This is a genomic window from Hymenobacter setariae (assembly GCF_007713685.1).
Classification (GTDB): Bacteria; Bacteroidota; Bacteroidia; order Cytophagales; family Hymenobacteraceae; genus Hymenobacter; species Hymenobacter setariae.
Genome location: NZ_VMRJ01000003.1, coordinates 874,648 through 901,043 on the forward strand (window position 1 = coordinate 874,648; position 26,396 = coordinate 901,043).

The window sequence follows — 26,396 nt, forward strand, 5'->3', positions numbered from 1 at the left end:
TCTGCGAAACACTGTGGGAAATTACTCATATCAATCCCCTGGCTTTGAATTCCAGGTACTTATTTATCGTGTTCACCGTCAGCAATTGCGGCGGCGTCAGCAGGGCCTGAATGCCGTAGCGTTGCAGCTCCAGCACTATCTGCCGCTTTTCCTGCTGAAATTTTTCGGCGATGGTTTGGTTGTATACGTCCGCCGTTGACTCAGCCGGCGCGTCGAGGTAGGTGCGCAGCTCGGTGTTTTCGAAGAAAACGACCAGCAGCAAATGCGCCTTGCTCAGGCCCCGCAGGTAGGGCAATTGACGCTGCATGCCCTGTAGGGTTTCGAAGTTGGTAAACAAAATTAGCAAGCTGCGCTGCTTAATCTTGGCCCGCACCGTGGCGTAGAGCCGCTCGTAGTCGGTTTCGAGGTACTGCGTTTTCTGCCGATACAGCACTTCCAAGAGGGTGCGCAGGTGGCCCGGCCGGCGCTCGGCGGGCACTGTGGCCCCGGGCTTGTTCGAAAACGTGACCAGCCCTGCCTTGTCGTGCTTGATGAGCGCGATGTTACTCATTACTAGCGTAGCATTGATGGCGTAGTCGAGTAGGCTCAGGCCCTCGAAGGGCATGCGCATCACGCGGCCCTTATCGATGAGGCAGTACACCTGCTGCGCCCGCTCGTCTTGGAAGTGGTTAACTATCAGGGTGTCATTGCCGCCACCCGTAGCGCGCCGCGCGCTGGCTTTCCAATTGATGTTGCGCGGGTCGTCGCCGCTGGCATAGGGCCGGGTTTGCTCAAACTCCATGCTCTGGCCCACCCGTCTGATGCGCTTCACGCCCACCTCCGTGAGGCGATTATGGATGGCCAGCAACTCGTACTGCCGCATCTGCAAAAATGATGGGTACACCGGCACTGTGCGGTTTTGGTCGAAGCGGAAGCGCCGCCGCACCAGCCCTAGGGGTGAGGCCGCGTACACGTTCAAGGCTCCAAACTCGTACTCGCCGCGTTTAGTGGGCCGCAGCTGATACGTAATCACCTGCGTTTGGCCCGGCTGAATGCTAGTTTTAAATAACACGTCGCGCCGCTGAAACTGGTGCGGAATCTCGTCAATCACGTCCACCTGTAGGCCAAAGCGGTAGCGGTTTTCCAGGTACAGCTGTACCTCATTTTCATCGCCGTTCGAGAGCTTGTCGCCTAGCACACGCCGCCCAAACACCGGCTGGCCACCGCCCTGTCCCGGCGCGTACAGCAGCAGCGCATCGAGCAGCGTGAGCAAGATGGTGGCACCTAGGAGCACCTGCACCGGCCCTAGTAGCCACGGCAGAAAAAATGCCAAGACGAACCCCGCAATGAGGCCTGTGCAGAGGTAGAAAAAGCGGAGCGGTAGGAAAAGACTCATGAGCGGCGTAGCTGGTCGCGAACTTCCATCAGGGCGAAGCCTAGCAGATTTTGGCCCGGCCACTGGGCCGGCAGTTGGGCGTCGGGGTGGTCGGCGGCTAAGCCAGTACCCCAAATGGCATCTACTGGGCTGGCTTCGACCAGTACCCGGCTGCCTGTACTTAGTAAGTACTCTTTAAGCGCTGGATGCTGGCTAAATTTGTAGTAATTTCCCGTCGTCACTAGCTCATACTTCTGCTTATCCCACACCTGCGGGTCGAAGCCGACTACTTCCCGGCCTAGTTTCTTAGCCTCAGCTGGGTGCTTAGCGGCCAGAATGCGCTGGCGCACCTCGTCGTTGCCGAAGAGGCGGGCTTTCTCAGCCATCATCCAGTGCTCGGCGGTGGCATAGGTATCGCCCGCTACTTCAAACGCAGCCGGAAACCACTGGCTAAAGCAGCTTTTATCTACCACGCCCTTCTGCTTCGGCGTGTGACCCCAGAAGAATAGGTATTTGGTTTCGGCCGGCGGCTGGCTGAGGAGCCAAGTAAGAGAGTAAGTCATACTAATCAGAAACGTCTGTCATGTAGCGCCTAGCGAAGCATCTCGCGTGCTGACGTTTGCTTATGTTGGAGAATACTGCGCCACACGAGAGGCTTCGCTGCGCGCCGCATGACAGCGATGACCTAGGCGCTACCTAGGTACTTCCACGCTCTGCACTATCGCCTTTACCACCTCATCGGGCGTGCCACCTTCCATCTCGCGCTCGGGCGTGAGCATGATGCGGTGGCGTAGCACCGGCGCGGCCAACGTCTGCACATCCTCGGGTGTCACGAAGTCGCGGCCGCGCAGGGCGGCCAGCGCCTTAGCACCATTGAGCAGAGCCAGGCTGGCGCGGGGTGAGGCCCCTAGGTACAGCGCTTTGTGCGCGCGGGTCTGACCCACGATTTTGGCAATGTATTCCAGTACGTTGGCTTCCACACGCTGCTGGCCCACTTGCTGGCGCAAGGCGGTTAAGTCCTGGGCCGATAGCACGGGCTTTACCTTCTCCAAAGGCGTACCGCCAAAGCCGCTGTGGTGGCCTTGCAGTATCTGCACTTCTTCGGCTAGGGTGGGGTAGCCCACATTTAGCTTGAAAAGAAAGCGGTCGAGTTGGGCTTCGGGCAGGCGGTAGGTACCTTCTTGTTCCACAGGGTTTTGGGTGGCTAGCACTACAAAGGGCGCCGTCATGCGGTGCGCGGTGCCATCCTGGGTTACGGTGCGCTCTTCCATCACCTCAAACAAGGCCGACTGCGTCTTGGCAGGCGCCCGGTTGATTTCATCAATCAAGACCACACTGGCGAAAATGGGGCCGGGCCGAAATTCAAAATCGCCCTGCGCGGGCCGGAAGATGCTGGTGCCCAGCACGTCGGCGGGCATCAGGTCGGGGGTGAATTGGATGCGGCTGAATGGCACGTCAAGCGTGCGCGCCAGAAGCTTGGCCGTGAGCGTTTTGGCTACACCCGGCACGCCTTCCAGCAGCACGTGGCCATCGGCGAGCAGCGCCACTAGCAACAGCTCCAGCAAGTCTTGCTGCCCCACAATAACTTGCCCAATTTGCTGGCGCACCGCTGCTACCTGGCCGGTCAGCGCCGAAAGGTCAGTGCGTGGGACAAAGCCCGTAGCCGCGTCAGCTGGCGCCGTGTTGGTAGGTGCCTCTGAAGCTAGGGCCGGTGATAACTCAGCATCTTGAGCAACTAAGGGAGTAGGTTCGTGGAGAGGTTGGGGGTCCATTGGAAGATAAGTTTGTAAGCTAGCGTAGCTTGCGGCAGCGACTGAGAATATGGTAAGGTTTGCTACTTGATAAAGTGAAATAACAACTCTTTCTTATAGGTGAAATTGTTGATGATAATATCTATTATAAGTGAAAGCGGTAAGTTTATTTGAATAATTATAAATTAGAAAAAGATAATTTTGCTACTAAGTGCAAAAAGAAATTCTATTGTGATTCGCGCTTAAAATCATGAATGGCGCGGCTCAAGATAAGCAACTCGCGGTCGGTGACGGCAGGCGCGGTGCGAGCGAAGTTGATGAGACGCACTAGCTCATCGATGCGAGGTCTAGGCACACCGGTTTTCTGGCTCAAGCGTTCACGGAAGGCTTCGTCACCTAGGTCGGGCGTAGGCTCGTGAAAGCGGGTGCGCAAGTAATCCAGAAAGAGAGCTGTCTTCTTTTCAGCAATCTGAGCGTGGTTGCGCCCTTGCTGGTAAAGGCCTGCCACGGTGCGCGTAAAAAGCAGGGTTGTATTGGGCAAGGGATTGATTGTAGGAATAATGCGCTGCCGGCGCCGTGCTTCTATCAGCACAAATAAGAGCCCAGTTACCAGCAGGAGGTAGTAGGCCGTGCGCAAGGCCGGGTGCGCCATAATCATGCGAAGCGTCGATTGCTCCCCTATGCGACCCTGCTTCTGGTACTCGTCCCACCAAGCGGGGCGGCCGGCTGGCAGGTAGGAGAGAGCCGCAAATGCAAAGTCGGCAGCGCGAGGCCGCAGTACCCAGTAGTTGCCAAAGGCCAGCGGCACCGAGCACAGGTAAAAATGCCCGCGCCCATGGTCGATGCGCACCAGCACGGGCCGGCCACCCGCGTCGGCTGCGAGCGTAGCGCCCCGGTGCGGGCGCCGCTTGTTAAGAGCCAGCCGATAGCCCGCTGCCTCCGGCTTGAAGTAAAAGTCGGCCCTAGGTAGCCCCGGTCGGCCCCGCAGCAGGCGCACGCCTACCGAGTCGGTGCGGGGCGTGGCTAGCTGCCGGGTTGTGTCGGCCTCATAGGTTCGGAAGCCCAATGTATCGGCCAGAAAGCCCTGGCGCCCAGAACCAAAATCTTCGGCTGCAATAAAGACATCGTGGCCTACTGCTACGAAGCGCAGTAGGGCGGCCGTTTCGAGGCGGGTAGCCGAAAAGCCTTGGTTGATAAAAATGTAGCTAGCCCGCGTCGCGACTAAGGGCGTCGCGGCCGCTTCCGTTTCGGCGGCTGCTTGGTCGTTGGCTTCGTCTTGGGCAGCATCAGTCGCTGCGCTATCAGCTTCTGACTGGTCGTTTGCCGAGTCAGGAGTGAAGGTGACGTTGGTGGGGCGGCCGCGGCGTGCGTCGGGCTCCTCGGTGCCCAGCAGCTGGTCGTAGATGGGTAGGCGCACGCTCGCCACCGAGTCGGTGCCTAGCACCTGCGGCAGAACATCGTACAGCGCGTAAGTGCCATACGGAATTTTATCCTTGTTGCTGAGCGTAGGCGACCAGTCGAGCGGCTTGGGGCGGTAGTACTCCAGCGCCACGTAGCTCCCAAACAAGAGCAGCAACCCCAGTATGTACCAGCGAAAAGTAGTCAAGTTGCTAGTGATTAGTTAGTAGAGGTTAGTGATTAGTTGAGGCTGCCTTTGGTAGTTTTTATACTGCTGGTCAGCATTTTCAAAATTTCTACCGCATCTCTGTGCAAGCTTTCTGCTTGACTTGGGCTTAGATAGTCCGTGTTGGCTAGTAACTCGAGCCATTATAGTGCTTCATTGTTTTCCTTTTGCGCAATGGCGAGCTTATGAATGAAGTCTGCTTTACTCTCGGCATAAGCAGCTTCGCGGACCATTGCACCGATGGCAGTGCCACTGCGCAAAAGCTGTTTTGAAAGCACATATTCTTGTTTGTGAGCGCGTAGGTACTGATAAAGCCGAACTATTCTTATGGCAAAGGCGAAGCTTTTTACTTTTAAAATACTGTCTGCCATGTAATTCACTAATCACTATTTGCCAAGTAACTCCTGGTAAATAGCTAGATAGTCAGCTGCCGCCTGCGCCCAGCTAAACTGCGCCGCCTGCGCCTGGGCCTGCGCCGACCGGGCCGGTGAATGCTGCGCCAGGCCAGTCTTCAGCGTCTGCTGCATGGTGGCTGGCGAAAAGTCATCGAAGTAGTAAGCCGCCGCGCCACCTACCTCGGGCAGCGACGTGAGGCGGCTCAAGAATACAGGCTTGCCCAACTGCATGGCCTCGACCACCGGCAGGCCAAAGCCCTCGGCCAGTGAGGGCTGCAAGTAGGCCAGGCAGTGCTGGTAATACCAGGTTTTGTCGGCCTCGCTGATGCGCGTGAGAATGTGTACCCGGTCGGCCACCCCCGCTTGCTCGGCTGCCGCTTTAATGGTTTGCACATAGTCGCCTTCAGCAAAGCTGCCGGCAATAATTAATTCGTAGTTAGTGCCTTGCAGTAGTGGCGGCAGCACGTGCCAGTTCTTCTTGCTATTGATGGAGCCTAGGCCGAAAAGAAAGGGTCCCCGCGGTGCGTAGGCTGGGGCGTAGCCGGCCGGCAGCGGGGCCAGCGCCTCTACGCCGCGCCGCACGTAGCGCAGGGGCGTGCTAGGCGAATAGCCCAATAAGTCGGCGTGGCGCAAAATGTCCTGGCGCACATAGTCCGAAATCGTCACGAGGTAGTCGGCCCGCTTGATGTTGCGGCGCACCATCGCCAGCTGCCGGCTGTAGGTGCGCTCGTCGGGTTTTTCGTGCAGAAAGTTTAGGTCGTGTACCGTTAGCACCACTTTGGTAAAGGGGCTGGTGGGCACGTACCAGCTGAGCTGCGAGGTGGCGTGCCACAGCCGGTAAGTGTAGCTGGGCGGGTTGAAGTACTTATGAAAGCTGCGTTGCGTGAGGTAGCGCACGCCCCGGCGCCCAAGGCCACCCACTTCGGCGGGCGGCACGTAGCAAAACAAGCGGTAGCGGTAGTTCTGGCGAATCAGCTCGTGGGCCAGCGGCACCACAAAGTGGCTGAAGCCACTGTCGCGGTCCTTTAGCGGCTCACAATCAAGAATAATACGGGGAAGCGGCATAGTAAAAGACGGTGCCCAGGAGCACCCTAGGTCAGGTGGGCAGCCCGCCCAGCGCCGCTGAGCTGCTGCCCAAACTGGCGCTGGGTTTCGCGCACCCGTTGGTAGAGCGCGGCCGACACGGGCAGCTCGCCGTACCAAGCGTACTCAAACTGCCGGGTGAGCTCGGCAAAAGCGGGGCGGGCGGTGGGCTGGCTGGCGGCCAGCTCGCGCAGGTAGGTCTGGTTGGTTTTATCGGGCTGCCAGGCAATAAAATCGCGGTCGGTGAGCTGCTTGAGGAGCTGCAAGTAACCTAGGCGCACGGCCAGGCGTAGGTTGCCGGCCGTCTCGGCCTGGGCCAGGGCGTCGGCAAAGTTCAGCTCATGAATATTCTCCTGGCCCATTTCGTAGGCCAGCGGCAGCGCGCGCGGCGCGCGGCCAAATACCTTGGTAATGTCGACTTGCAGCAGCTTGAGCACGGCAAAAATGAGTGTAGCACCCATCAGGCCATACCACAGCGTATTCCAAACAAGATGGCCGCCCCGGGTGTCCAGTAGCCGACTGAGGTGGTCCCATATCCAGCTCAGCAGGCGGTCCCATAGGCTAGGGTTGGCTGGGGTCTCCGTCACGTCGGTATACTGAAACTCGTGCTGCTGGCTGAGCTCTTGCAGGCGTGCGGCGGCCGGGCGGCGCAGGGGCGGCTGCGCCGCTGCGTCGGCGGGGAGGGACGTGGCCAGCAAGCTATCGGCTGGGGGAGGGGTACGCCGCTGCCACACGCGCCGCCCCGGCTGGGGCGCAGCTAGTACCGAGCCGGCCAGCAGCAGCAAAACTAGGCAACTAGCCAGGCCCTGTCTACGGCAGCTGTGGGCGCTAGTAACTGCCTTCTTCATCGGGCTGAAAATAGCTGGATTGCGCTTCCGGTTGGGCGTTGGCCTGTCCTAGCTTATCGACGAGCAAGCGTAGTCCTACACCTTCCTTGAGCTCGACTAGGTTGAAATACTGAAACGCGATGGCCAGCATCACCGGCGTATACAGTAGCAGCGAAAGCAGCCCCGAAAAAGCGCTGAGAACTACCAGCATCGATGACTTACCGTCCGACCTCAACAGTAGAGAATTGATACCCCCAAATAGCGCCGTCATAATACCCACGGTGGCAAACATGAAGTAGATGATGAGCAGCATCACGGCTATCAAGCCAAAGGTTGACCACCATTTACCACTGGTGAGGCTCAGGCAGCGGCTGATAGTAGTGCTGAAGCCTGTGTTTTCCAGCACTTTTACCACAAAAAACAAACTAACTACTACGCTTAAGTAAATGCCCGGCACCAGCAGCAGTAATAGGCCAAGGGCAATGAGAATCCAGATGCCATAGAGCGAGAAAAACGTGCTAAGGAACTGGCGTTTCACCACTTCCCACACGTCGGCTACCGTCACGGAGGCGTCTTCCTGAGCCGGGTACACGCAGCATAGCAGGTAGCCGTACACGCTCAAAATGAGCACTGCGTGCAGGGCCACGGCTACTACATTATTGAGCAGGTAAAGCGGCGATTGCAGCATGGTACTATACGCAGCAAAGCGGCCCGATAAATAGCCACTCCCGCTCGAGTACCGATAGCCGGCCTGCTGAATGGTGCTCAGTGTCTGCGACTGTAGCACGGCACCTAGGATGCCCTGCACCAAGGCTATTGGCACTGCCAAGTAGAGCAGCACCTGGCCCAGCGGTCGCCAGTGCGCGCCCATAAACTCGAAAGTGGCAGATATTTTCTGCCCAAAATCGCGCTGCTGCCAGAAGTCGGCGGGTTTTGTAAAGGTGTTACGCATAACTAGCTACTTGTATTAAAAAGAAGAAATATGCTTAGTTGAGTGGTGCCTCGACCAGCACCGCACGCCGCTGCACCAGGCGCGGGTAAATGCCAAAGTACCAAATGATAAAGGCTGCTGAGCCGCCGATAATAGTTAAGCTCAGGGCCACCGGCATCTCGGTATGGCGCGTCACGAAGCTTTCTAGAAAAGCTGCCACTACAATAACCGGCGTTAGCCCTAGGGCGAGCTTCACGGCGTCGCGGGCAGCGCGGGCCAATGACTCGCGCCGCGAGTAAGTGCCCGGAAATAATAGCCCGCCGCCTAGGATAAACCCTGCTCCGCCCGCCAACACGATGCTCGGTATCTCGAGCGTGCCGTGTATCCAAATGGTGAGCAGCGAAGGCAGTAGCACATGCTCCTGGTAAAAGAAATATTGGAAGCCGCCTAGCATCACCCCGTTCACAAACAGCGAGTGCAGCGTGCCGATGCCTAGCGTGAGCCCTAGGGCAAACGTGCGCAAGGCCACCAGCAGATTATTGGTCCCAATGCCAATAAACATCAGCGACGAAGGCCCCGACTTGTAAATGGCCATTGGGTCGCCCTTGCGAATGTTGTGCAGCGTTTGGTTTACGTATTCATCACCCACCACTACACGCAGAAAATTCTGGTCGTAGGCCGCTGACAGGACACCTAGGGCCGTGAACAGTAAAAACAGCCCGCAGGCCCAGGCCAGTGCCTGCTGGTGCCGGGCCACTACCAGCGGCACTTCCGTGGCCCAAAAATGCGCCAGCCGGTGCCGCTGTTCGGGCTTATTGCGATACAGCGACTGGTGGAGCTTGCTAGTAAGAGTATTGAGGTAGGCCGTAGTGGACGAGGCCGGGTAAAAAGTTTGCGCGTAAGCCAGGTCGTCAGTGAGGCTAATGAAACGAGCGGCCAGCTCGTCGGGACTAGCCGGTGGCTGGGTTTCGTACTGCTGCCAGCGGGCTTGATTTTGGCGCAGAAAAGCGGCTTCGCGCATAAGTCGGCAAGGTTTAGGCCTTAAAGGTAGGCAGCCGCTGGTGGCAGCTAAAGCTGCCCGGTGTATTTTTCGGACCTATTTACTTCCGGCTACTTTATGGCTACTATTCGCATTCATACCACGCAAAATGTCACCCTCGAATATGAGGTCGGCAGCATCGGCGACCGCATCGTGGCCACCCTAATTGACTCCTTGGTGCTGGTGGCCTGGGCCGTGCTGTGGGGCCTTATTTTCCGAAGCGTAGACTCTGATGCGGGCAGCCACGAGCCCACAGATTGGAGTAGCGCTGCAGGCATCATCGCCATCATTATTATTGCTTGTATCGTAGCGCCTTTCGTCTTTTACAGCTTGGCCAGCGAAATCTTTTTCAATGGCCAAAGCTTGGGCAAAAAGGCCCGCCACCTGCGCGTGGTGCGCCTCGACGGCACCGCTCCGCGCCTAGGCGACTATTTTTTGCGCTGGCTGCTGCGCCTTGTCGATTTGTATCTACCCTTCGCGGGCGGCTTGGTGGCCATCATCACCATTGCCGTCAATGGCAAAGGCCAGCGCCTAGGCGACATGGCCGCCGGCACCACCGTTGTGAGTACCAAGGCGCCTACCAGTGTGCTACCCGACCTAGGGCCGCCACTACCCGAAGACTACCAGCCGGTGTTTCCGCAGGCGGCCGACCTTAGCGATTACGATGTGGCTTTGCTGCACCAGCTGCTGAGCCGCAGCCTACAACACGGCAACTACGTGCTGCTCAACGAAACAGCCAATAAAATAAAAGGACTGCTGCACGTGCAAAGCAATATGTCCGACGAAGCATTTTTGCGCACCGTGCTGCGCGACCACGCGCACCTAGCAGCCACTGCATAAAAAGGAAAGACCTAGGGCTTGGCTGGATGCAAGAATTAGCGCCGCTCAATGGCTATGGCCGTAACAGTAACGGCGTCTGTAAATGGACCTGAAAGCGGGGCTGCCGCCTGAGTATGCGTTTTTTTGTATTCATCAAGGCTACGGGCGGTTGCCGTTTCAAAGTGCACCCGTAAATAAAAGCGGGCAGCCCTAGCTTGCCCTAGGTAAATAGCCGGAATCCAGCGGCTAGGCAGCTGCTGTAGCATCCGCCATACCTCTTGGTCGCAGGCTGGTGACAAACTACTCAATACAGTATAATCACTAGTACTTCCATCGGGCTGTACTACGTAAGAGATTAACACGTCTCCCTGCCTATGTTCCTGCAATGCTGCAACAGGATACCGAAGCCCCTTGCTCAACTCTTGGCGGCGGGCAGCGCGGCTGCCTAGCAAGCCGGGAGCCCGGGTTGGGTGCACTAGTTGCCACGTATCGTTGATGCGCAACTCATAGCGTGCTGTATCGGGCCGGCGATAGTTAATGCGTCTTGAATCGTAGTTCATGCGCAACTCAAGCTGACCCGTTTCATCCAGATAGTTCCAGATACCCGTCGGCTGCCCCTTGGTAAGGGTACCTCGCTCGAACTTGGTAGCAATATTGACAATCTGACCAAAAGATAATGTGCTGACCAATAACAGAAAAAGTGTCGTGGCATAGTACTTCATCAACATAGTGCGTGCCAACAAAAAGGGTAGGCTGTAAAAGTACAGCCTACCCTATGTAACACACTTGAAAATGAGCCGCTAGGCCCTACCCGGCTGCAATAGCCTTGCGGCGGCTGAGCTTAGTTGCTGGCTGGCGTTCTTCGCCTTGGGCCAGCAACTCTTCGTCGCGGGCAGAATCGGCTTTTTTCACCCAGCTCAGGCCGTACAGGTCTTTGCGGCGGTCGCGCAGGTTGCGCACGGCGCCGCTAGTGTTCAAGTCCTTCAGCAGGTCGAGGTCAAGGTCGGCGATGAGCGTCATCTCCGTATTAGGCGTGGCCTCGGCCACGATGGCATCGTGCGGGAAGGCAAAGTCGCTGGGGCTGAACACAGCCGACTGCGAGTACTGAATGTCCATATTTTCGACCCTAGGCAGGTTGCCTACCGAGCCAGTGATGGCCACATAGCACTCATTCTCGATGGCGCGAGCCTGGGCGCAAATACGCACGCGCTGGTACGCGTTCTTGGTGTCTGTCCAAAAGGGTACGAACAATATCTTCATGCCCTCATCGCTCAGAATGCGGCTTAGCTCGGGGAACTCCGCATCGTAGCAAATCAGAATGCCTATTTTACCAAAATCGGTGTCGAAGCACTTGATTTTGTCGCCCCCGCGCATGCCCCAGTAGCTGGCCTCGTCGGGCGTTACGTGCAGCTTATACTGCTCGTCTACAGTACCATCGCGGCGGCATAAGTAGCTAACGTTATATAGCTTGCCATCTTCGTAAACTGGCATCGAACCCGCAATGACGTTGATGTTGTAGCTCACCGCCAGCTCCATCATCCGCGTCTTGATAGGCTCGGTAAAAGCCGCCATGCCCCGGATAGAAGCTGCCGCCGACTCCTCATTGACGAGCGCCATCATGGGAGCATTAAAAAACTCCGGAAACAGCACACAGTCAGCCTTGTAGCCGCTCACGGTGTCTACAAAGAACTCGATTTGCTGAAAGAAGTCTTCTAGGCTCTTGGTGGCGCGCATCTGCCACTGCACAATGCCAATGCGCACGTTCGACTTGGGGTTACCAATAAGCTTGTCAAACTCCTCGTCGTAATACACATTAATCCACTCTAGCAGCGTGGCATAAGCCTTGGATTCTGAGTCATAAGGCAGATACCCGCGGATAATCTTGCGCACATAAAACTCGTTGGAGAGCTGGAAGGTGAGGATGGGGTCAACCAGTTCTTTGTTGCGCACCATCTCCACGTACTTGGCGGGCGTCATCTCGTTGGCGTAGGCGGCATAGCCGGGAATACGGCCCCCAGCCACCATGGCGCGCAGGTTTAGGTTCTCGCACAGCTCTTTGCGGGCATCATAGAGGCGGCGACCTAGGCGCAGGCTGCGGTACTCGGGGTCCACAAAAACATCGACGCCGTAGAGCGTGTCGCCTTCTGCGTCGTGGGTGTCAAACTTGCCATTGCCCGTGATTTTAGCGTAGGTATGCTTGTCGCCAAACTTGCTGTAGTCCACGATAATAGCCAACGCAGCGGCTACCACCTGTCCATTGTCCTCGATGCAAATCTGGCCCTCCGGAAACTTGCGCAGCAGGGCATTGTATTCGTCCTGCGACCAAGCGCCCTCCATATTGGAGTACACCTTTTCCATGATGGCCTTGATAGGCTTAAAATCATTGCGGCGTAGCTGGCGAAGTACCAGCTTGTGGGCCGGTACGGCAGTGGGGGTCAAGCGCTCGTCAATAGCGGCCGTAGCCGGACCCAGCTTGTTGCCTTTTTTGTGATGCGTGCCGCCGGGTGTGGCTTTGTTGACGGTATCGGAAGAAGTAGCCATAAATTAACTAAAAATGCAGTAGCAAGAAGCCAAGTAGTACGTTGTTAGCTTTTTGTAAAGTTTTAAGCACCTAGCTAGCAGCCAGCAGCTAAAATCGCTACCTAGGTCAAAATTACCCTTAAAAAAGCCCGCTGGCTAGGGCCAACGGGCTTTACAACAGCTAAACGAGCCGATAGGTGCAGAAGGTTACTTGCGGCCTGGGCAGTTTGCGTCACCCGCATAGCGATAGGGGAGTAGGCGCGGGAGGGGAGTTTTGTAAAGGCCCAGCAAAAACTAAGGCTGCGTTCGTAAAAGGCGCTTTGTCAAAAATTTGCGCGTAGGCTCATCATACAGCTTCAGGCACAAGTAAGCCAGTAAGATAGAGCCGATAACGAGCGCGGCGGCACCAGGGAAAGATTGCTCGAAGGTGAGATTATTGTTCTTAACCCACGCGTAGTACAAGTAGATGAATGGGTAATGCACCATGTACAAAGGGTAAGAAATGTCGCCTAGGAACTTGCACACGCGGGTTGTCGCACTATCCGTAGTCTTGCCGGAAGCACCTAGGTATACTAGCAACGGAAAGAATACGACGCAGCAAAGGGTATCATATAAGCCGTTCAGCCAGAGGTGTTCGCTGCCGCCAATTCGTGGTATCGCGGCTAGCACAACAATCGCCAAGCCGCCCAGCCAAAAGGCGCCCTTTACTCTAACAGGCACAAACACACGCGATAGCAGCAAGCCGGCCGAAAATGAAAAAAGCAGCCGCAAAAAGCCGCCCAGCATATTGTCTGGGGTCAGCGCAAAGCCGACGCAGATATCGCCGTAGGGCCCCCAGATGGCAAAGGCAGCCAGGCCGCAGCCGGCAGCTAGCACCAAGGTTGCCAGCGCTTTGGTCGGAAGCTTGCGAAGAAAAAGCGCGTACAGGAGGGTGCCGATATATTCGAAAAGCAACGACCAGCTTGGGCCATTCAAAGGAAACATCTCGCCAACGCCCCGAATCTCGAAGCTGGGAGCGGCCGGGATTAAGCCTGCGTTTAATAGTGTGGCGACAAGCAACCTAGGGCCCGATACTTTGGAAACATCCCAGGCAGCGCAGCCCTGAAAGTAAAAAATGCCCGCGCCGATGATGGCCCCCATTATAACCATCGGGTGCAAGCGAATAAATCGGCGTTTGAGAAACGCCTTGATAGTCAGGGTGCTCCATCGGTCGTCGTAAGCATAACCCACAACAAAGCCCGATAGAATAAAAAAGAAATCGACCGCCAAATACCCGTGGTTTATCCGTTGGTCTACATGGCTGGTTGCGTAGGCTTCGAATAAGTGAAAGCACACCACCGTAATTGCTGCCACGCCCCGCAGGCCATCAAGGATGGTGTAGTGCGGCTTGGTATCCGTGAATGCGGCAGAAACTTTGTTTTCTGGGGCTGCTATCAAACTTGTCATAGGAATACTAGAGCTAACGCAGGATGCACCGATGCTAAGCACTTGCGCCGAGCCAAGGCTGCAAGGTACAGCTTGACTCGGCGCAAGTGCTTAGGATAATCTAGTAAGGTGATGCAGTCCCCCGGCTGTCTTCGGCGGGCTAATTCTAGTGCTATACGCCGTGCATTTCAGGTACGGCCTCGTCGGGCATGGGCACCACTAGCCGGCCCGCCGTAGCCGCCCTAATCTGGTCTACGCTTACGCCGGGCGCCCGCTCGCGCAGCACAAAGCCGTCGGGCGTGACATCAAGCACAGCTAGTTCGGTCACAATTTTCTTCACGCAGTGCAAGCCAGTGAGGGGCAGCGTGCAGTTGGGTAGCAGCTTGCTGCTGCCGTCGCGGGCCACGTGTTGCATGGCCACGATAATGTTTTTGGCCGAGGCTACCAGGTCCATGGCGCCGCCCATGCCCTTCACCATTTTGCCCGGAATCTTCCAGTTGGCGATGTCGCCGCGCTCACTTACTTCCATAGCCCCTAGGATGGTAAGGTCGACGTGCTCGCCGCGAATCATGCCGAATGAGTCGGCCGATGAAAACAGACTAGAGCCGGGTAGTGTGGTCACCGTCTGCTTGCCGGCATTGATGAGGTCAGCATCTACCTCGGCTTCGGTCGGGAAGGGACCCATGCCGAGCAGGCCGTTTTCGCTTTGCAGCTCCGCATTGATGCCCGCCGGAATGTAGTTGGCCACCAGCGTCGGAATGCCGATGCCTAGGTTGACGTAGGAGTTATTGGGCACTTCTTGCGCGATGCGCCGCGCAATGCCGTGTTTGTCTAAAGGCATGGGTGGGGATGGTAAGGAAGAAGGTTAAAAACAGCTGCCATGCAGCGCGTAGCAAAGCATTTCGCCTGGCGCAGTAAACGCTACCATTTGTTAACGGCAGCACGCGGGATACTTTGCGCCCCATGACGACCGTGAAAAGATGTAATTATTTTGCCGCCAAGCGCTTGGCCAGGGCGGCGTACACAGCTTTGCGGAAGCGAGGCACCATATCCGGCGTGTTGTTGTGGGGAAATTTTTGGGTGTAAAGTAGCACTACTAGGTGCTCTTTGGGGTCAACCCAGTAATCGGTGCCAAAAGCGCCGCCCCACTCGTAGCTGCCTACCGACTGCCCGGTTTGGGCCGCGCCGGCAGGCGTTACAATGCTAAAACCCAGCCCAAACTTGTTGAGGCCCTGGTTGACGTCGCCAATCTGGTTTTGCGTCATCAGAACCACGGTGCTGGGTTTCAGCAGGCGGTGGCCGTTGTAGATGCCGCCGTTCAGCATCATTTGCAGAAACACGGCGTAGTCGTCGATGGTGGAGGACAGGCCCCCGCCACCCGAAAAGTAAGTGCCCGCTTGAGTTGGAAAATCGGGCCGCAGCCCCAGCATGCCGGTGGCGGGCATGGCCACGGTGCGCCCCTGGTACTCAGTATAAAGCGGCACGAGCCGGCTGTGCCGGTCGGCGGGCAGGTAGAAGTAAGTGTCGCGCATGCCCAGCGGGTCAAACACATGAGCGCGCAGGTATTGGTCGAGCGGCTGCCCACTCAGCACCTCAATCAGGCGGCCCAGCACGTCCACGCTCAAGCCATAGGTGAAGCGCTCGCCGGGCTGGTTGAACAGCGGTAGCTTGCCTAGCGCGTCGATGGCAGGGCCTAGGGTGCCGGCCGGCGAACCCACCCCGCTCGGAATGTGCGCCTTGGCATAAATGGCCCGCGCCTCGGGCGTGCCGATAACCGCGTAGCCGATGCCCGAAGTGTGGCTCAGCAGTTGCCGAATGGTAATCTCGCTGCGAGCCGGCACCGTGGTATAGCTCGAATCTTTGGGATTGAAGGTGGCCAACACCCGCGGGTGGGCAAACGTGGGCAAGTACTTCGAGATAGGGTCGTCGAGCTGAAACTTGCCTTGGTCGTATAGCTCCATCAGCCCCACGCTCGTGACGGCCTTGGTCTGCGAGGCAATGCGCTCGATGGCGTCGGGGCGCAGCGGTGTCTTGGTTGCTACGTCACTGTACCCAAATGCCTTGCGGTACACTATATCTCCATCGCGGGCCACCAGCGCAATGACGCCCGGCACGCGCCCGTCGCTCACGTAGCCTTGTAGCAGCGCGTCGAGGTCGTGCAGCTTTTCGGCGCTTACGCCAGCCGCCGTGGGCGGGGCCTCGTGCAACACGGCCGGCTTAGCCATCTGGGCAAACGCCGGGGTGCTACCTAGGAGTAGAAGGGAAAAGAATAGATTTTTCATAGTATGAACAAGGTCTTATCTGTGATGCAGCGCGCAGCGAAGCACTTCGCGTGCTGACGTTTGCGAACGTTATTAATCTACTGCGTCACGCGAGCAACTTCGCTAAGCGCTGTATGACGAACGTAAACAAACACGGTCGTTTACGCCTGCACCGTGCGCTGCTCGATGCGTTTTTCGTAGTCTTTGCCCTGAAAAATGCGCTGCACGAAAATGCCCGGCGTGTGTATCTGGTTGGGGTCAAGCTCGCCGGCGGGTACCAGCTCCTCTACCTCGGCCACGGTGATGATGCCGGCCGTGGCCATCATGGGGTTGAAGTTGCGGGCCGTGCCGCGGTAGATGAGGTTGCCGGCTGTGTCGCCGCGCCAGGCTTTCACGAGGGCAAAGTCGGCGCGCAGGGCAGTTTCGAGCAGGTACATCTTACCGTTAAACTCGCGGCTTTCTTTGCCCTCGCCCACTTCGGTGCCGTAGCCGGCGGGCGTGTAAAAGGCCGGAATGCCGGCGCCGCCCGCCCGGCAGCGCTCGGCTAGCGTGCCCTGCGGAATCAGCTCTACCTCCAGCTCGCCGCTCAGCAGCTGGCGCTCAAACTCGGCGTTTTCGCCCACGTAGCTGCTTATCATCTTGCGCACCTGCTTGGTTTGCAGAAGCTTGCCAATGCCAAAGTCATCGACGCCCGCGTTGTTGGAGATGCAAGTCAGGTTTTTGACCCCTAGGAGCAGCAGCTCAGCCAGGGCGTTTTCGGGGATGCCGCACAGGCCGAAGCCGCCGAGCATTAGGGTCATGCCATCGGCGACGCCGGCCAAGGCGGCTTGGGCGTCGGGCACTACTTTGTTTATCATGGGTTGGATGGGAAATGGGTCGGCAAGTTAGAACGGCGAATGTGCTACCAGGCATACTCCCGGCCAAAGCAGTCTACTACTACCGTGGTGCCAGCCTCGGTGCGGGCGAGCCCCAGCCCGCCCCCAAACGGTGCCCAATTTTGCCTTAGGTCCATAATAAGCTGGTAGCGAAAGGGCGTCAGCGCTCGGCCACGCGTGTCGAGCAGGGCGTAGCGCCCAGCCGCGTTACCGGCCCAGATAACCCCGTTCCGGAAGCTGCCCTCTAGGCGCGTAACCTCGGTGCTCAACAGTTGGCCTTGCCCATTATAAAGCTGCCAGTCATTACGGCCTTTTATTCCCGCTATTAGGTAGGGCCACTGAATACTGACAGGTTGAAAGTCGCTGCCAGCAATGCGGATGGGCGGCTCCGCATCGTGGCCTATCAGGGTGGTGCCATCGGTCGTGTGGCCCCAGTAGGAGCCCCCGGTCAGGGAGCGCGGCGGTTCGGCCAGGCACGGCGGCACCACTACCTGGCCGGTGCGCAAGTTGCAGATGCCGTAGCTGCCTTGCTGCTGCACCCAGGCCAGGGTAGGCGTAAAGCAGGCTGCCGTTTCGTACTTCCCAGCTGGCAATACCACCCGGCCCAACGTGTCGGCCAGGGGTAAGTTCCAGGGGCCCGGTCCCTGGCTGAAGTAGAGGCCCTGCTGCAACTCGGTGAGCGGCTGCTCGTCGCGGCATGGGCGCAGCACTTGGCCATCAGTTCGCAGTAGGCCCCAGCGGCCACCCTGCTGCACGGCCAGCACCCCATGGCCTAGGTAGTTGACAGCGGTGTAGCCTGGTAAAAGGCGTAGCGGCCCGCCCCGCTCCGACAAGGCATACACCACCGTGCGCGTGTCGGGCTGCCATCCGCCCGCCAGCGCAAAACGGCCATCGGGAGTAATCTGGACGTTGGAGTAGGTAGCCGGCACCGCCAAGCGCCCATGCCAGGCAGCGCCTTTGCGGGGCAGGTCGGGGGCCCCCAGCCCGGTGGCCGCAAAGTCCTCGAATACTATCCAGTCTCGGGTGCCTTCGCGCAGGCCTTGGTAGCGTGGGGGTAGGGTGGGGCGCAGTAGCGTATCGTAGAGGCCCCAGCCTTCGCGGCGCTGGTTGAGCACCGAGCGGTCTTGCCCACGCACCTCAATCAGCCCACCGGGAGCACCAGATTGGGTGCGCTCGATGCGCGACAGCCCGGCCGTGTAAGGTACCAGCACTTGCCCATCGATACCTAGGGCGATAGCGGCTCCTTTATCATTGGAGTAGCCGCTGAAGAAGCCGCCCTGGTAGCGGAGTGCGGCCTCGCTGCCGGTGGTGCCCAGCCAGTGTTCGTGGCCCTGGTGGTCGAGCACGCCGTGCCGGAGAGGCTGGCGGGGGCCGCGGTCTTCGGCAATGGGTGCGTAGCCGTGGCTAAAGCTTGCGAGGTAGCGGTAGCGCGGCGGCACCACTTCGCGGGCCTGCTGGTCTAGGAGGCCGCGCCGGCCCGGCAGCACTGCCCCGCTGGTACCAGGCAAGGTTGAGTCGGGGAGCGCCATCACCAGCAGATTTTCATGCGGTTCTTCCAGCTTGCCATATGGCGTGGCTCGCAGTAGGTATCCTACCGAGTCGAATAACGTAATGGTGTGGCGGGCACCTAGGGCCTGCACCCAGCCCCAGCGGCCGCCTGCTGGCTGGGCCTGCTCGAAGTAGCCCAGCACCCGCCCGCTGTCGGTGAGCAGCACCAGCCGCCCAGCGGCGCCGGCCGGTGCACTTGCCGCCCACACATGCCCGCTGCGCGATACGGGCTGTGGCATGAAGCTAGACGTGGCGGCCAGTATTACCCGGCCCTGCGGAGTCAGCAACCCGTACTTGCCACCTTGCCAAAAGGGCACCACGCGGGCCGTAATTTTTTGTGATGCCGCAGCTACGGCGGCTACTGGTCCTTGCCACTGCCCCGGCTGGCCTAATACAGCCGTAGGGCCTAGCGCTTGAGGCAAAGCTATTGGTTGACAGGCGGTAACGTGAGCACTCAGCAACGAGCCGAGGAAAAGCAATTTACGAAAGAGCATGCGGCGTTATGGAAAACAAGTGACTATTCTCACCTGCCCAGCCTCATTAAAACTACCCGTTGGCTGATAAAGCAAAGGTAAAACTTGCTCATCCTCTCGCTGCAGAGGATTTATTAGCTAGCTGTTGGGCTGTTATCCGGCCTTGCTTACTAACAGCGGTAATCGTAACACCTGCTACCTAGGCGCAGAGAGCCGCGCATCTCTAAGTACAGCGGCTCCGCCAAGATATTTTTGGATATGCTACCTGTTATCAGGATAATACTATCAGCGATACTAGACAGGTCAGCCCGCGTGCCATAGGTATCATGGGTTGGGGGAGGGTGCGGGAGGCAGGTAGTTGACGGGCAGAAATTCTCCCATTTTTTCGAACCCCCAATACTCGTCGGTGAATATGGCCAGCGGATTTGCCAATTGGCCATTGGCCTCAATCTCCACCTCGGGCTGCATCAGTATCAGCTGTGACACCTGCCGGTCTTGGGGTAGAGGCGGCGCGGGGCCGCGCGCATACCGCGAGGGCTGAAGGCGGTAGTTGGCGTCGGGGCCGGCGAGCAGGTACGTCACTTGCAGCTGGTCCTGAAAACGCAAAAATACCCGTTGGCCATCGGCTGCCACGCGGCGCAACTTATCAACGTGCAAAGGCGCCATATAGAGCATAGCGAAGCTGGGCGGCACGCCAGCCCAGCGCTTTAGCGAGTCTTGCTCGACGGCCGAGTAGGCGCGGCGCTGCCGCAGCAACGCTTGGCGCAAGCTATCGGCACGGGCAAAGCGCGGGTTGGACACGATGCGCAGCCGCCGAGCCACAAAGCCCTGCGCCGTGAGCTGGCTGTCGCGCAGGCTCCGAAAAAAATGCGTGGGCGAGCCTAGGTAGGCCCGCACCCGGTTGGCCTCCCACTGGCGGCGCTGGCGCGCCGAGCGCGTCGTCATTTCTTCAAATACCGGCTGACCATAGAATGTGACGACCTGCTCAGTGAAATTGCAAGTGAAGCGCAGGCCGTAATACTTCACGCGGTAACCTAGGGCCTGGTTATCTACTTGCACGTAGTTGCGGGCAGCGGCCGTTAGCTCAGTCGTCTTGGGGTCAAAGTCAACCAATACATCATCGGGGTTGTGAATGCGGCACTGCTGCGAAAATGTACTGTAGCCCAAAAAGAGCTCCTTAAATCGCTGATAATCGCTAGGTTTGTTGGGGCGTGGCCGCACTACTACTTCGCCAAGTTGAGCACCCGTTGGGGCCAGCGCTAGTGCCAGCTGTTGCGGTGTTCGCCCCACGGTAATAGACTGTTTAGCTAGTCGATAGCCTACGTAAGAGGCCACTATATCGTAGCTGCCCGCCGGCACGCGCTCAAATGTAAAAGTGCCCTGCTCGGTGGTGGTAGCCCCTATCGTAGTATTAGCCAGAAACACACTGGCAAACGGCAGCGGTTTCTGCGTGAGCGAATCGCGCACAGTGCCACTGAGACTGCTTTGGGCGACGGCTAGTCCGGGCAGCAGCCACAGCAATAAGTAAGCAAGGCGAAGGCGCACGTTTGGGAAGAAGCAGGGTGGAATAACTCCGGCGGAAACCAAGTCCAAGGGCGTTTGCATACCGAACGAGTCAGCTTACGTTTTTACGGCTTTCGTAGCCGAGTGGCTGTGGCTGAGCCTCGCCTACGGCCACGCCCGGCCCACGCGGCGCACCATCAGCCCGATACCTGCTGCGGCCTACGAAGCCACTGCGGTCAGTTTTATGCTTAGTTGCTCATAAGCACTCTTAAGCAAAAACGCCTTGGCAGGGCGACCTTAGGTCACCCCGCCAAGGCGTTTGGCTATGATACGCTACAGCTACCTCTTCGCAGCCGACGTGCCGGGCGTTGCTGCCGCCGCTGCCACGGGCGGTGCATAGTCGAGCGGCAAAAACTCGCCAATTTTCTGGAAACCCCAGTATTCGCCGCTCACCACGTCGAGCGGGTTGGCGAGCGTGCCATTGGGCTGAATCTCGGTTTCGGGTGCCAGCAGCGTCAGGCGCGACACCTGCCGCTTAGTAGGCGACTTGGCGCTGATTGGTCCAATTGGCGACATGGGCTGCGTGTAGCCGGGGTCGGGTGCTTCGCCAAAGAAAACGACTTGCAGCTCGTTGGTGAAGCGCAAAAACGTGCGCCCATCGGCCGATACTCGGCGCAGGCTATCGATGGGCCGAGCCGCCGGGTTGAGCTGGGCCACAGCCGGCAGTTCGTCCCAGGCCCGCATCGAATCGCGGTCGGCAGCCGTGAAGGCGCCTTTTTTCTGCTTCAAAGCCTGCTCGCCGCGCACGGCGCGAAGCGGCTGCACCAGGCGCACCTGCTGGGCCAAAAAGTTATTTTCCTTCACCTGGTTGTCGTACACGCTCTTCAAAAAGTGCGTGAGCGAGCCGTTGTAGGCGGCCACGCGGTTGGCGGCCCACTGCCGGCGCTGCTGCTCGTCCTTAGGCTTCATTTCTTCGAAGACTGTTTGGCCATCGAAGCCCGTGGCCTCGCTCTCAGTATTATAGTCGAAGCGCAGCCCGTAGTACTTGATGCGGTACCCTAGGGCCTTATTTTCTATCTGCACAAAGTTGGGCGTGGTGGCGGTCAGCGTCTTCGTGGTGTCGTTGAAATCCACATCCACGTCTTCGGGATTGGTGATGCGGCACTGCTTGGAAAACGTGGTTTTTCCCACAAACAAGTCGATGAACTTGCGATAGTTATCTTCCTGATGAGCGTCAGCTTTCACCACCACTTCGGCCAGTTGCGGCCCCGACGAAGTCAGCCGCAGCGTCACGGCTGGGGCAGTAGCGCCCGCCGTGACCGTGATGCTTTGCTTCGACAACTTATACCCCACGTAGGAGCCCACAATGTCGTAAGTGCCCTTGGGCACCCGCTCCAGCACGAAGGCGCCGTTCTCATTAGTGGTGGCCCCTAGGGTGGTGTTGGCCAGGAAAACGCTGGAAAAGGCCAGCGGCTCGTGCGTCACGGAGTCTTGCACCACACCTGTGATGCGGCCCTGGGCGCGGGCGGCCGAAGCCGCTCCCAGCCAGCAGCTCAGGAGGATAACTAGTCGCAAATAGCGCATAAGCAGTACCTAAAGCGTAAAAGAATAAGGAGGAGAATAGCAACTACTGGGCCAGGGCGGCACGTGTAGCCTGCGCATCTAACGCCAGCTGGGCCGTTAGCGCATCTAGTCCGTCATATTTTTCTTCGCCGCGTAGCCAAGCCACGAATTCCAGCGTCAGCTGCTGGTCGTATAAATCGCCGCTGAAATCAAGCAGATTCACTTCTACTGTCTGCGCCAAGCCGGCCCCAATGGTGGGCCGCACCCCAATGCTGAGCATAGCCTGATGCCGCGTGCCAGCTGCCGTGGTGGCCCACACCGCATAAATGCCTTGCGCAGGCACCAGCTTCAGCGCCTCGGTGGGCTGCAAGTTGGCAGTGGGGTAGCCGATGGTGCGGCCTAGCTTCTGGCCGTGCACCACCGTGCCGGTAAGTGGATATTCGTAGCCTAGGTAGCGGGTGGCGGTGGCCACGTCGCCAGTGCGCAGTGCCTGCCTGATGCGGGTGCTGCTCACGCCTACGGCGTCTACATCTTGGCGCGGAATCTCCTCTACCGTGAAGCCATAGCGGCCCGCGTGCTGGCTCAGGTACTCGAAGCCCCCCTCGCGGTTTTTGCCAAAGCGGTGGTCGTAGCCAATGACCAAATGCTTGGCGCCTACTGCTTTCAATAAAATTTCCTGGATGTACTGCTCCGAGGTCCACTGCGCAAACTCGCGGGTGAAGGGCATTACCAGCAAGTAATCGACCCCGAACTCGGCCAGCCGCACAATGCGCTCGTCGAGGGTATTGAGCAGCTGTAGCTCTAGTAGCTCGGGGTGGGTGGGCGGTGGGCCCAGCACCAGGCGCGGGTGCGGCCAGTAGGTGATAACCACTGCTGGCCCACCCACGGCATCGGCCACCTGCCGCAGCCGGGCCAAAATGCGCTGGTGGCCGCGGTGCACCCCATCGAAGGTGCCGCTCGTCACCACGGCGTTGGTAAGAAAGGGGAAGTCGGCTAGGTCGCGAATAACTTGCATAAGGTGCGCAGCGCTAGCTAATTAGGCCGAAGGCGTAGCTTCCTCCGGGTGAAGCGGCAGGTCAGGGCCCGCCGCGGGGGCACGGTCGGCCTGCTGGGTGGCGTAGAAGTCGAGGCCTGCACGGGCGGGCTTTAACCGCTCGCGCCGCTGGCGGGGGGGCGCCGCGCCGTCGGCGGCTTCGGGGCGGGGCGGGCGCAGGGCCTGCACCTCGGCCACCGTCCAGGCGTCGGCCAGGCGGTACTCGCCGATGCGGGTGCGCACCAATCGCGTGAGGTGCGCGCCGCAGCCTAAAGCCACACCTAGGTCGCGGGCCAGGCTGCGGATGTAGGTGCCCTTCGAGCACACCACCCGAAAGTCAATGTCGGGCAGCACAATGCGCGTCAGTTCAAAAACTTTTATTTCAACGGTCTTAGCCTTGATTTCGGCTTGCTCGCCCTTGCGGGCCAGCTCGTAGGCGCGTTGGCCATCTACTTTCACAGCCGAAAAAACGGGCGGAATCTGCTCGATTTTACCTAGAAAAGTAGCTACTGCCGCCTGAATTTGGGCTTCGGTCAAGTGCGCATAGGGCTGCTCGGCATCTACAGGCGTTTCGAGGTCGAAGCTAGGCGTGGTCTGCCCTAGGCGGAAAGTGCCTTCATATTCCTTCTCCTGCGCCTGAATCTGGTCTATCTCCTTGGTTTTCTTGCCAGTGCACAAGATGAGCAGGCCCGTAGCCAAAGGGTCGAGGGTGCCGGCGTGGCCTATTTTGCGCGGGCGCAACGTGTTCTTCACCTTGCGCACCACGTCAAATGAGGTCCAGGTCAGCGGCTTATCGAGGAGCAGGACCTCGCCCGCTTCGAAGTCAAAATCAGCTAATGCTTTCTTACTCATACTAACTGCAAATTTACCCCTAGGCCGAGTAGCAGCAGCAAGAAGCCGCCTACCAGAATGCGGTAGATGCCAAATGCCCGAAACCCGTACTTAGCCACGAAGCCCACAAACAGCCGAATAGCCAGCAGCGCTACCACGAAGGCCACTACGTTGCCGAGTAACAGCAGCTTCACTTCTTGGCTCGAAAACAACTGGCTGATTTCGACGCCATGGGCGTGCGCCTCTTTGTAATAATCGTAAATATCCTTCACCGCCGCCGCTGCCATCGTAGGCATGGCTAGGAAGAAGGCAAACTCGGCCGCCGCCCGGCGCGTCAGCTTCTGGCTGAGGCCACCGATGATGGTGGCTGCTGAGCGGCTCACGCCGGGCACCACCGCAATGCATTGAAACAAACCAATAAATAGAGCTTCCTTGAAGCTGGGGTTGGTAACTGGGTGGCCCCCCGCCTTGGGGTCCTCCTGCGGAAACCACTTGTCGATAAACAGTAGCACCACACCACCTAGGAGCAGCATCACGGCCACCGTGGTTACCGACTCAAGCAGGGCATCGATGTGCTTTTTGAGCAGCAAGCCTACCACTACGATAGGTAAAAAAGCCACCAGCAGCTTTAAGTAAAAATCGAAGCTTTGAAAAAAGCGCTTCCAGTACACCACGAGCACCGACAAAATAGCCCCAAGCTGAATAACCACCAGGAAGAGCTTGGTAAACGGCGTGGCCGGAATGCCCAGCAGCTGGGAGGCGATAATCATGTGGCCGGTGCTGGAAACGGGCAGGAACTCGGTGATTCCCTCCACGATGGCCAGCAGCAGCGCGTGCCAGTAAGTCATGTAGCAGTAGTGAGTGAAGTAAGTAGTTGGTAAGGAGCGGGTAGGAGCGAGAAAGGTAGTGCCTAGTAGCGCGAGGAGGAATGACGAAACAACTCGTCCGTCACGTGGGCTTGTTAACCTGAACGTCAAGGAAAAGTTGTTTCGCCATTCCTCCTCGCACTTACAAGTAGGGTAGGACGTAGGAATGCAGTTAGAGCCGCTTGTAAGCAGGCTTGGCCGGGGCGGGCGGGGGCACTACCGGGGCCGCCGCTGTGGGCGCCACTACGGGCGCAGCCACACCGGGGTGCACCGGTGCCACGGGCACTTCTTGGCTAGGATTGCTGCGCACCAAAATGGCCGCAAACTCGATGATAAACCCGATTACCAACAAGATGGGCCCCAGCGTGAGACCTAGGAAGCCCTCGCCGTACTGGGCACCATCGAGCATCATCGTGATGAAGCCTACGGCCAGCACGGCCAGTCCTGCCCACATGAGGCGGTAGTTGCGGGGGCCAAAAGCGAAGCGCGGGGCCGGAGTGGTTGGTTGCATAGTAGTGATTAATTGTTAATTGTTAGTTGTTAATTAGTAATGACTTAGAAGCCTATTTGAGGATATTGCGTAGCAAGGCTTACTCAGTCGTTAGCAATTAATAATTAACAATTAACCATTGACAATTAACTTAATACAGTTCGTCGAGCGAGACGCCGAGGTATTTATTGACGGCGCGGTATGAGCTTAAGAAACCGATGATGGTGCCTAGGCCCACCACCGCCACCAGCAGCAGCGCAATAAGGCGGTCGTCGCGCAGCAGCTTCAGTTGCTCCACTTCGAGGTAGGCATACTGCAGCAGCGCCACCAGCACCAGGGCTGCTAGCCCCCCGCTGGCAAATCCCTGCCACGTAGCCCGCCTGAGAAATGGCTGCTGAATAAAGAACCGGGTCGCGCCCACCAGTTGCATCGAGCGAATTAAAAACCGCTGCGAGAATAAGGCCAGCTTGATAGTATTATTAATCAGAATAACCACCACCAGCACCAGCACTGCCGCAAAGCTCACCAGCAGCAAGCTAATTTTAGTCAGGTTCTGGTTGATGCTGTCAAACAACGACTTAGGATATTGAATCTCGAATACGCCGCGCTGGCTGCTCAGGCTGCGGCTTAGCTGGCGCAGGTGCATGGTATCGGTGTACTCGGGCCGAACCTTGAGGGCGTAGGCATCGCGCAGCGGGTTGTCGTCTAAGAAAGTGCGGAAGTCCTCGCCGGTACTTTCGAGCAGTTGCCGAGCGCCTTCCTCCTTGCTCACAAACCGAATTTGGGCGCGGCCGTCCTTCACGGCTACGTAGGGCTGGTGCTCTAGGTCTTGCTGCAAGCGCAGCAGCTCGGTTTCGGGCAGGTTGCGCTCTAGGTACACTTGCACCTCCAAGTTTTCGCGTACCTGCTCGCTCAGCTTGTGCGCGTGCAGCAGTAGCAGGCCAAACAGGCCAATAACCACCAGCGCCAGCGTGATGCTGAACACGACCAGCGGGGTAGGGTAGGAGCCAAGTTTCTTTTTGCGGCGCTTCGGCATAGGCCGCAAAGGTACAGCGCCAAGCTTAAGTGGTCAGCTAAAAGTAACCGTATACTCAGTTCCGACTCTGGGCATGAGGTAGTCGAGCTTGTCGCGTAGGGTTTGCTCGGTGCGATAGTCGTCCGGGGTGAGCCAGTAGTGCTTGCAGC

Annotated in this window: 24 protein-coding genes; 1 reads left to right on the forward strand and 23 read right to left on the reverse strand. The window is 58.2% G+C overall.

The genetic code is table 11. From position 1 onward, the window contains the following. Positions 1-25: 25 nt before the first annotated feature. The 9 genes from FNT36_RS14765 to FNT36_RS14805 form a co-directional block, all read right to left on the reverse strand. Positions 26-1,375, reverse strand: a complete 1,350-nt coding sequence (locus FNT36_RS14765; RefSeq protein ID WP_144849122.1) for a DUF58 domain-containing protein — start codon at positions 1,373-1,375, stop codon at positions 26-28. Next, on the reverse strand, positions 1,372-1,917 hold the full coding sequence (locus tag FNT36_RS14770; protein ID WP_144849125.1) for an NADAR family protein: 546 nt from the start codon (positions 1,915-1,917) through the stop codon (positions 1,372-1,374). The genes FNT36_RS14765 and FNT36_RS14770 overlap by 4 nt, the downstream gene beginning before the upstream one ends. A 129-nt stretch (positions 1,918-2,046) precedes the next feature. After that, positions 2,047-3,126, reverse strand: coding sequence for an AAA family ATPase (locus FNT36_RS14775; protein WP_144849128.1), 1,080 nt, complete (start codon positions 3,124-3,126; stop codon positions 2,047-2,049). 205 nt (positions 3,127-3,331) lie between these two features. Then, positions 3,332-4,711 carry a DUF4350 domain-containing protein gene (locus FNT36_RS14780; RefSeq protein WP_144849131.1) on the reverse strand — a complete coding sequence of 460 codons (1,380 nt, stop codon included), beginning with the start codon at positions 4,709-4,711 and terminating at the stop codon, positions 3,332-3,334. A 161-nt stretch (positions 4,712-4,872) separates the two neighbouring features. Then, complete coding sequence (locus FNT36_RS25920; RefSeq protein ID WP_317129616.1) at positions 4,873-5,100, reverse strand: four helix bundle protein; 228 nt, start codon at positions 5,098-5,100, stop codon at positions 4,873-4,875. Positions 5,101-5,115: 15 nt separating this feature from the next. Then, on the reverse strand, positions 5,116-6,189 hold the full coding sequence (locus FNT36_RS14790) for a glycosyltransferase family 4 protein (RefSeq protein WP_144849134.1): 1,074 nt from the start codon (positions 6,187-6,189) through the stop codon (positions 5,116-5,118). A 26-nt stretch (positions 6,190-6,215) separates the two neighbouring features. Continuing rightward, the gene (locus FNT36_RS14795) at positions 6,216-6,992 is read right to left on the reverse strand and encodes a DUF4129 domain-containing protein (protein ID WP_233635934.1); all 777 of its coding nucleotides are present in this window, start codon (positions 6,990-6,992) and stop codon (positions 6,216-6,218) included. A 43-nt stretch (positions 6,993-7,035) separates the two neighbouring features. Further along, positions 7,036-7,986, reverse strand: coding sequence for a hypothetical protein (locus FNT36_RS14800; protein ID WP_144849140.1), 951 nt, complete (start codon positions 7,984-7,986; stop codon positions 7,036-7,038). A gap of 34 nt (positions 7,987-8,020) precedes the next feature. Further along, a complete protein-coding gene (locus tag FNT36_RS14805) occupies positions 8,021-8,986 on the reverse strand; it encodes a stage II sporulation protein M (protein WP_144849143.1) in 966 nt (321 codons plus the stop codon). A gap of 96 nt (positions 8,987-9,082) precedes the next feature. On the opposite strand from FNT36_RS14805, the gene FNT36_RS14810 reads away from it, so the two are divergent. After that, positions 9,083-9,844 carry an RDD family protein gene (locus FNT36_RS14810; protein ID WP_144849146.1) on the forward strand — a complete coding sequence of 254 codons (762 nt, stop codon included), beginning with the start codon at positions 9,083-9,085 and terminating at the stop codon, positions 9,842-9,844. Between the two features lie 35 nt (positions 9,845-9,879). On the opposite strand, the gene FNT36_RS14815 is transcribed toward FNT36_RS14810, so the two are convergent. The 14 genes from FNT36_RS14815 to FNT36_RS14880 form a co-directional block, all read right to left on the reverse strand. Beyond that, positions 9,880-10,551: an energy transducer TonB gene (locus FNT36_RS14815; protein WP_233635935.1), complete on the reverse strand. Its 672-nt coding sequence runs from the start codon at positions 10,549-10,551 to the stop codon at positions 9,880-9,882. Positions 10,552-10,630: 79 nt separating this feature from the next. Continuing rightward, positions 10,631-12,364, reverse strand: coding sequence for a bifunctional GNAT family N-acetyltransferase/carbon-nitrogen hydrolase family protein (locus FNT36_RS14820; protein WP_144849151.1), 1,734 nt, complete (start codon positions 12,362-12,364; stop codon positions 10,631-10,633). Between the two features lie 273 nt (positions 12,365-12,637). Further along, entirely contained in the window at positions 12,638-13,789 is a 1,152-nt protein-coding gene (locus FNT36_RS14825) for an acyltransferase family protein (protein ID WP_144849155.1), read from the reverse strand. 151 nt (positions 13,790-13,940) lie between these two features. Continuing rightward, complete coding sequence (locus FNT36_RS14830; protein WP_144849158.1) at positions 13,941-14,609, reverse strand: 3-oxoacid CoA-transferase subunit B; 669 nt, start codon at positions 14,607-14,609, stop codon at positions 13,941-13,943. Between the two features lie 145 nt (positions 14,610-14,754). Next, complete coding sequence (locus FNT36_RS14835; protein ID WP_144849161.1) at positions 14,755-16,050, reverse strand: serine hydrolase domain-containing protein; 1,296 nt, start codon at positions 16,048-16,050, stop codon at positions 14,755-14,757. 140 nt (positions 16,051-16,190) lie between these two features. Then, entirely contained in the window at positions 16,191-16,886 is a 696-nt protein-coding gene (locus FNT36_RS14840) for a CoA transferase subunit A (RefSeq protein WP_144849165.1), read from the reverse strand. A 44-nt stretch (positions 16,887-16,930) separates the two neighbouring features. After that, a complete protein-coding gene (locus FNT36_RS14845; protein WP_233635936.1) occupies positions 16,931-18,874 on the reverse strand; it encodes a WG repeat-containing protein in 1,944 nt (647 codons plus the stop codon). A 375-nt stretch (positions 18,875-19,249) separates the two neighbouring features. Then, the gene (locus FNT36_RS14850) at positions 19,250-20,470 is read right to left on the reverse strand and encodes a carboxypeptidase-like regulatory domain-containing protein (RefSeq protein ID WP_233635937.1); all 1,221 of its coding nucleotides are present in this window, start codon (positions 20,468-20,470) and stop codon (positions 19,250-19,252) included. Between the two features lie 297 nt (positions 20,471-20,767). Further along, complete coding sequence (locus tag FNT36_RS14855) at positions 20,768-22,012, reverse strand: carboxypeptidase-like regulatory domain-containing protein (protein ID WP_144849174.1); 1,245 nt, start codon at positions 22,010-22,012, stop codon at positions 20,768-20,770. A 43-nt stretch (positions 22,013-22,055) separates the two neighbouring features. Continuing rightward, positions 22,056-23,006: a bifunctional riboflavin kinase/FAD synthetase gene (locus tag FNT36_RS14860; protein ID WP_144849177.1), complete on the reverse strand. Its 951-nt coding sequence runs from the start codon at positions 23,004-23,006 to the stop codon at positions 22,056-22,058. Positions 23,007-23,027: 21 nt separating this feature from the next. Next, the gene (truB, locus tag FNT36_RS14865; protein ID WP_144849180.1) at positions 23,028-23,876 is read right to left on the reverse strand and encodes a tRNA pseudouridine(55) synthase TruB; all 849 of its coding nucleotides are present in this window, start codon (positions 23,874-23,876) and stop codon (positions 23,028-23,030) included. Beyond that, entirely contained in the window at positions 23,873-24,703 is an 831-nt protein-coding gene (locus FNT36_RS14870; RefSeq protein WP_144849183.1) for an undecaprenyl-diphosphate phosphatase, read from the reverse strand. Before FNT36_RS14870 ends, truB begins: the two co-directional genes overlap by 4 nt. Positions 24,704-24,893: 190 nt before the next feature. Beyond that, on the reverse strand, positions 24,894-25,232 hold the full coding sequence (locus tag FNT36_RS25925; RefSeq protein ID WP_144849186.1) for a DUF3098 domain-containing protein: 339 nt from the start codon (positions 25,230-25,232) through the stop codon (positions 24,894-24,896). 130 nt (positions 25,233-25,362) lie between these two features. After that, complete coding sequence (locus tag FNT36_RS14880) at positions 25,363-26,247, reverse strand: cell division protein FtsX (protein ID WP_144849189.1); 885 nt, start codon at positions 26,245-26,247, stop codon at positions 25,363-25,365. Positions 26,248-26,396: the final 149 nt, after the last annotated feature.

Bases quoted from the DNA above. Each gene is read 5' to 3' on its own strand.
- FNT36_RS14765 (WP_144849122.1), bottom strand. From the start codon at position 1,375: ATGAGTCTTTTCCTACCGCTCCGCTTTTTCTACCTCTGCACAGGCCTC.
- FNT36_RS14770 (WP_144849125.1), bottom strand. From the start codon at position 1,917: ATGACTTACTCTCTTACTTGGCTCCTCAGCCAGCCGCCGGCCGAAACC.
- FNT36_RS14775 (WP_144849128.1), bottom strand. From the start codon at position 3,126: ATGGACCCCCAACCTCTCCACGAACCTACTCCCTTAGTTGCTCAAGAT.
- FNT36_RS25920 (WP_317129616.1), bottom strand. From the start codon at position 5,100: ATGGCAGACAGTATTTTAAAAGTAAAAAGCTTCGCCTTTGCCATAAGA.
- FNT36_RS14790 (WP_144849134.1), bottom strand. From the start codon at position 6,189: ATGCCGCTTCCCCGTATTATTCTTGATTGTGAGCCGCTAAAGGACCGC.
- FNT36_RS14800 (WP_144849140.1), bottom strand. From the start codon at position 7,986: ATGCGTAACACCTTTACAAAACCCGCCGACTTCTGGCAGCAGCGCGAT.
- FNT36_RS14805 (WP_144849143.1), bottom strand. From the start codon at position 8,986: ATGCGCGAAGCCGCTTTTCTGCGCCAAAATCAAGCCCGCTGGCAGCAG.
- FNT36_RS14810 (WP_144849146.1), top strand. From the start codon at position 9,083: ATGGCTACTATTCGCATTCATACCACGCAAAATGTCACCCTCGAATAT.
- FNT36_RS14815 (WP_233635935.1), bottom strand. From the start codon at position 10,551: ATGTTGATGAAGTACTATGCCACGACACTTTTTCTGTTATTGGTCAGC.
- FNT36_RS14820 (WP_144849151.1), bottom strand. From the start codon at position 12,364: ATGGCTACTTCTTCCGATACCGTCAACAAAGCCACACCCGGCGGCACG.
- FNT36_RS14825 (WP_144849155.1), bottom strand. From the start codon at position 13,789: ATGACAAGTTTGATAGCAGCCCCAGAAAACAAAGTTTCTGCCGCATTC.
- FNT36_RS14830 (WP_144849158.1), bottom strand. From the start codon at position 14,609: ATGCCTTTAGACAAACACGGCATTGCGCGGCGCATCGCGCAAGAAGTG.
- FNT36_RS14835 (WP_144849161.1), bottom strand. From the start codon at position 16,050: ATGAAAAATCTATTCTTTTCCCTTCTACTCCTAGGTAGCACCCCGGCG.
- FNT36_RS14840 (WP_144849165.1), bottom strand. From the start codon at position 16,886: ATGATAAACAAAGTAGTGCCCGACGCCCAAGCCGCCTTGGCCGGCGTC.
- FNT36_RS14855 (WP_144849174.1), bottom strand. From the start codon at position 22,012: ATGCGCTATTTGCGACTAGTTATCCTCCTGAGCTGCTGGCTGGGAGCG.
- FNT36_RS14860 (WP_144849177.1), bottom strand. From the start codon at position 23,006: ATGCAAGTTATTCGCGACCTAGCCGACTTCCCCTTTCTTACCAACGCC.
- truB (WP_144849180.1), bottom strand. From the start codon at position 23,876: ATGAGTAAGAAAGCATTAGCTGATTTTGACTTCGAAGCGGGCGAGGTC.
- FNT36_RS14870 (WP_144849183.1), bottom strand. From the start codon at position 24,703: ATGACTTACTGGCACGCGCTGCTGCTGGCCATCGTGGAGGGAATCACC.
- FNT36_RS25925 (WP_144849186.1), bottom strand. From the start codon at position 25,232: ATGCAACCAACCACTCCGGCCCCGCGCTTCGCTTTTGGCCCCCGCAAC.
- FNT36_RS14880 (WP_144849189.1), bottom strand. From the start codon at position 26,247: ATGCCGAAGCGCCGCAAAAAGAAACTTGGCTCCTACCCTACCCCGCTG.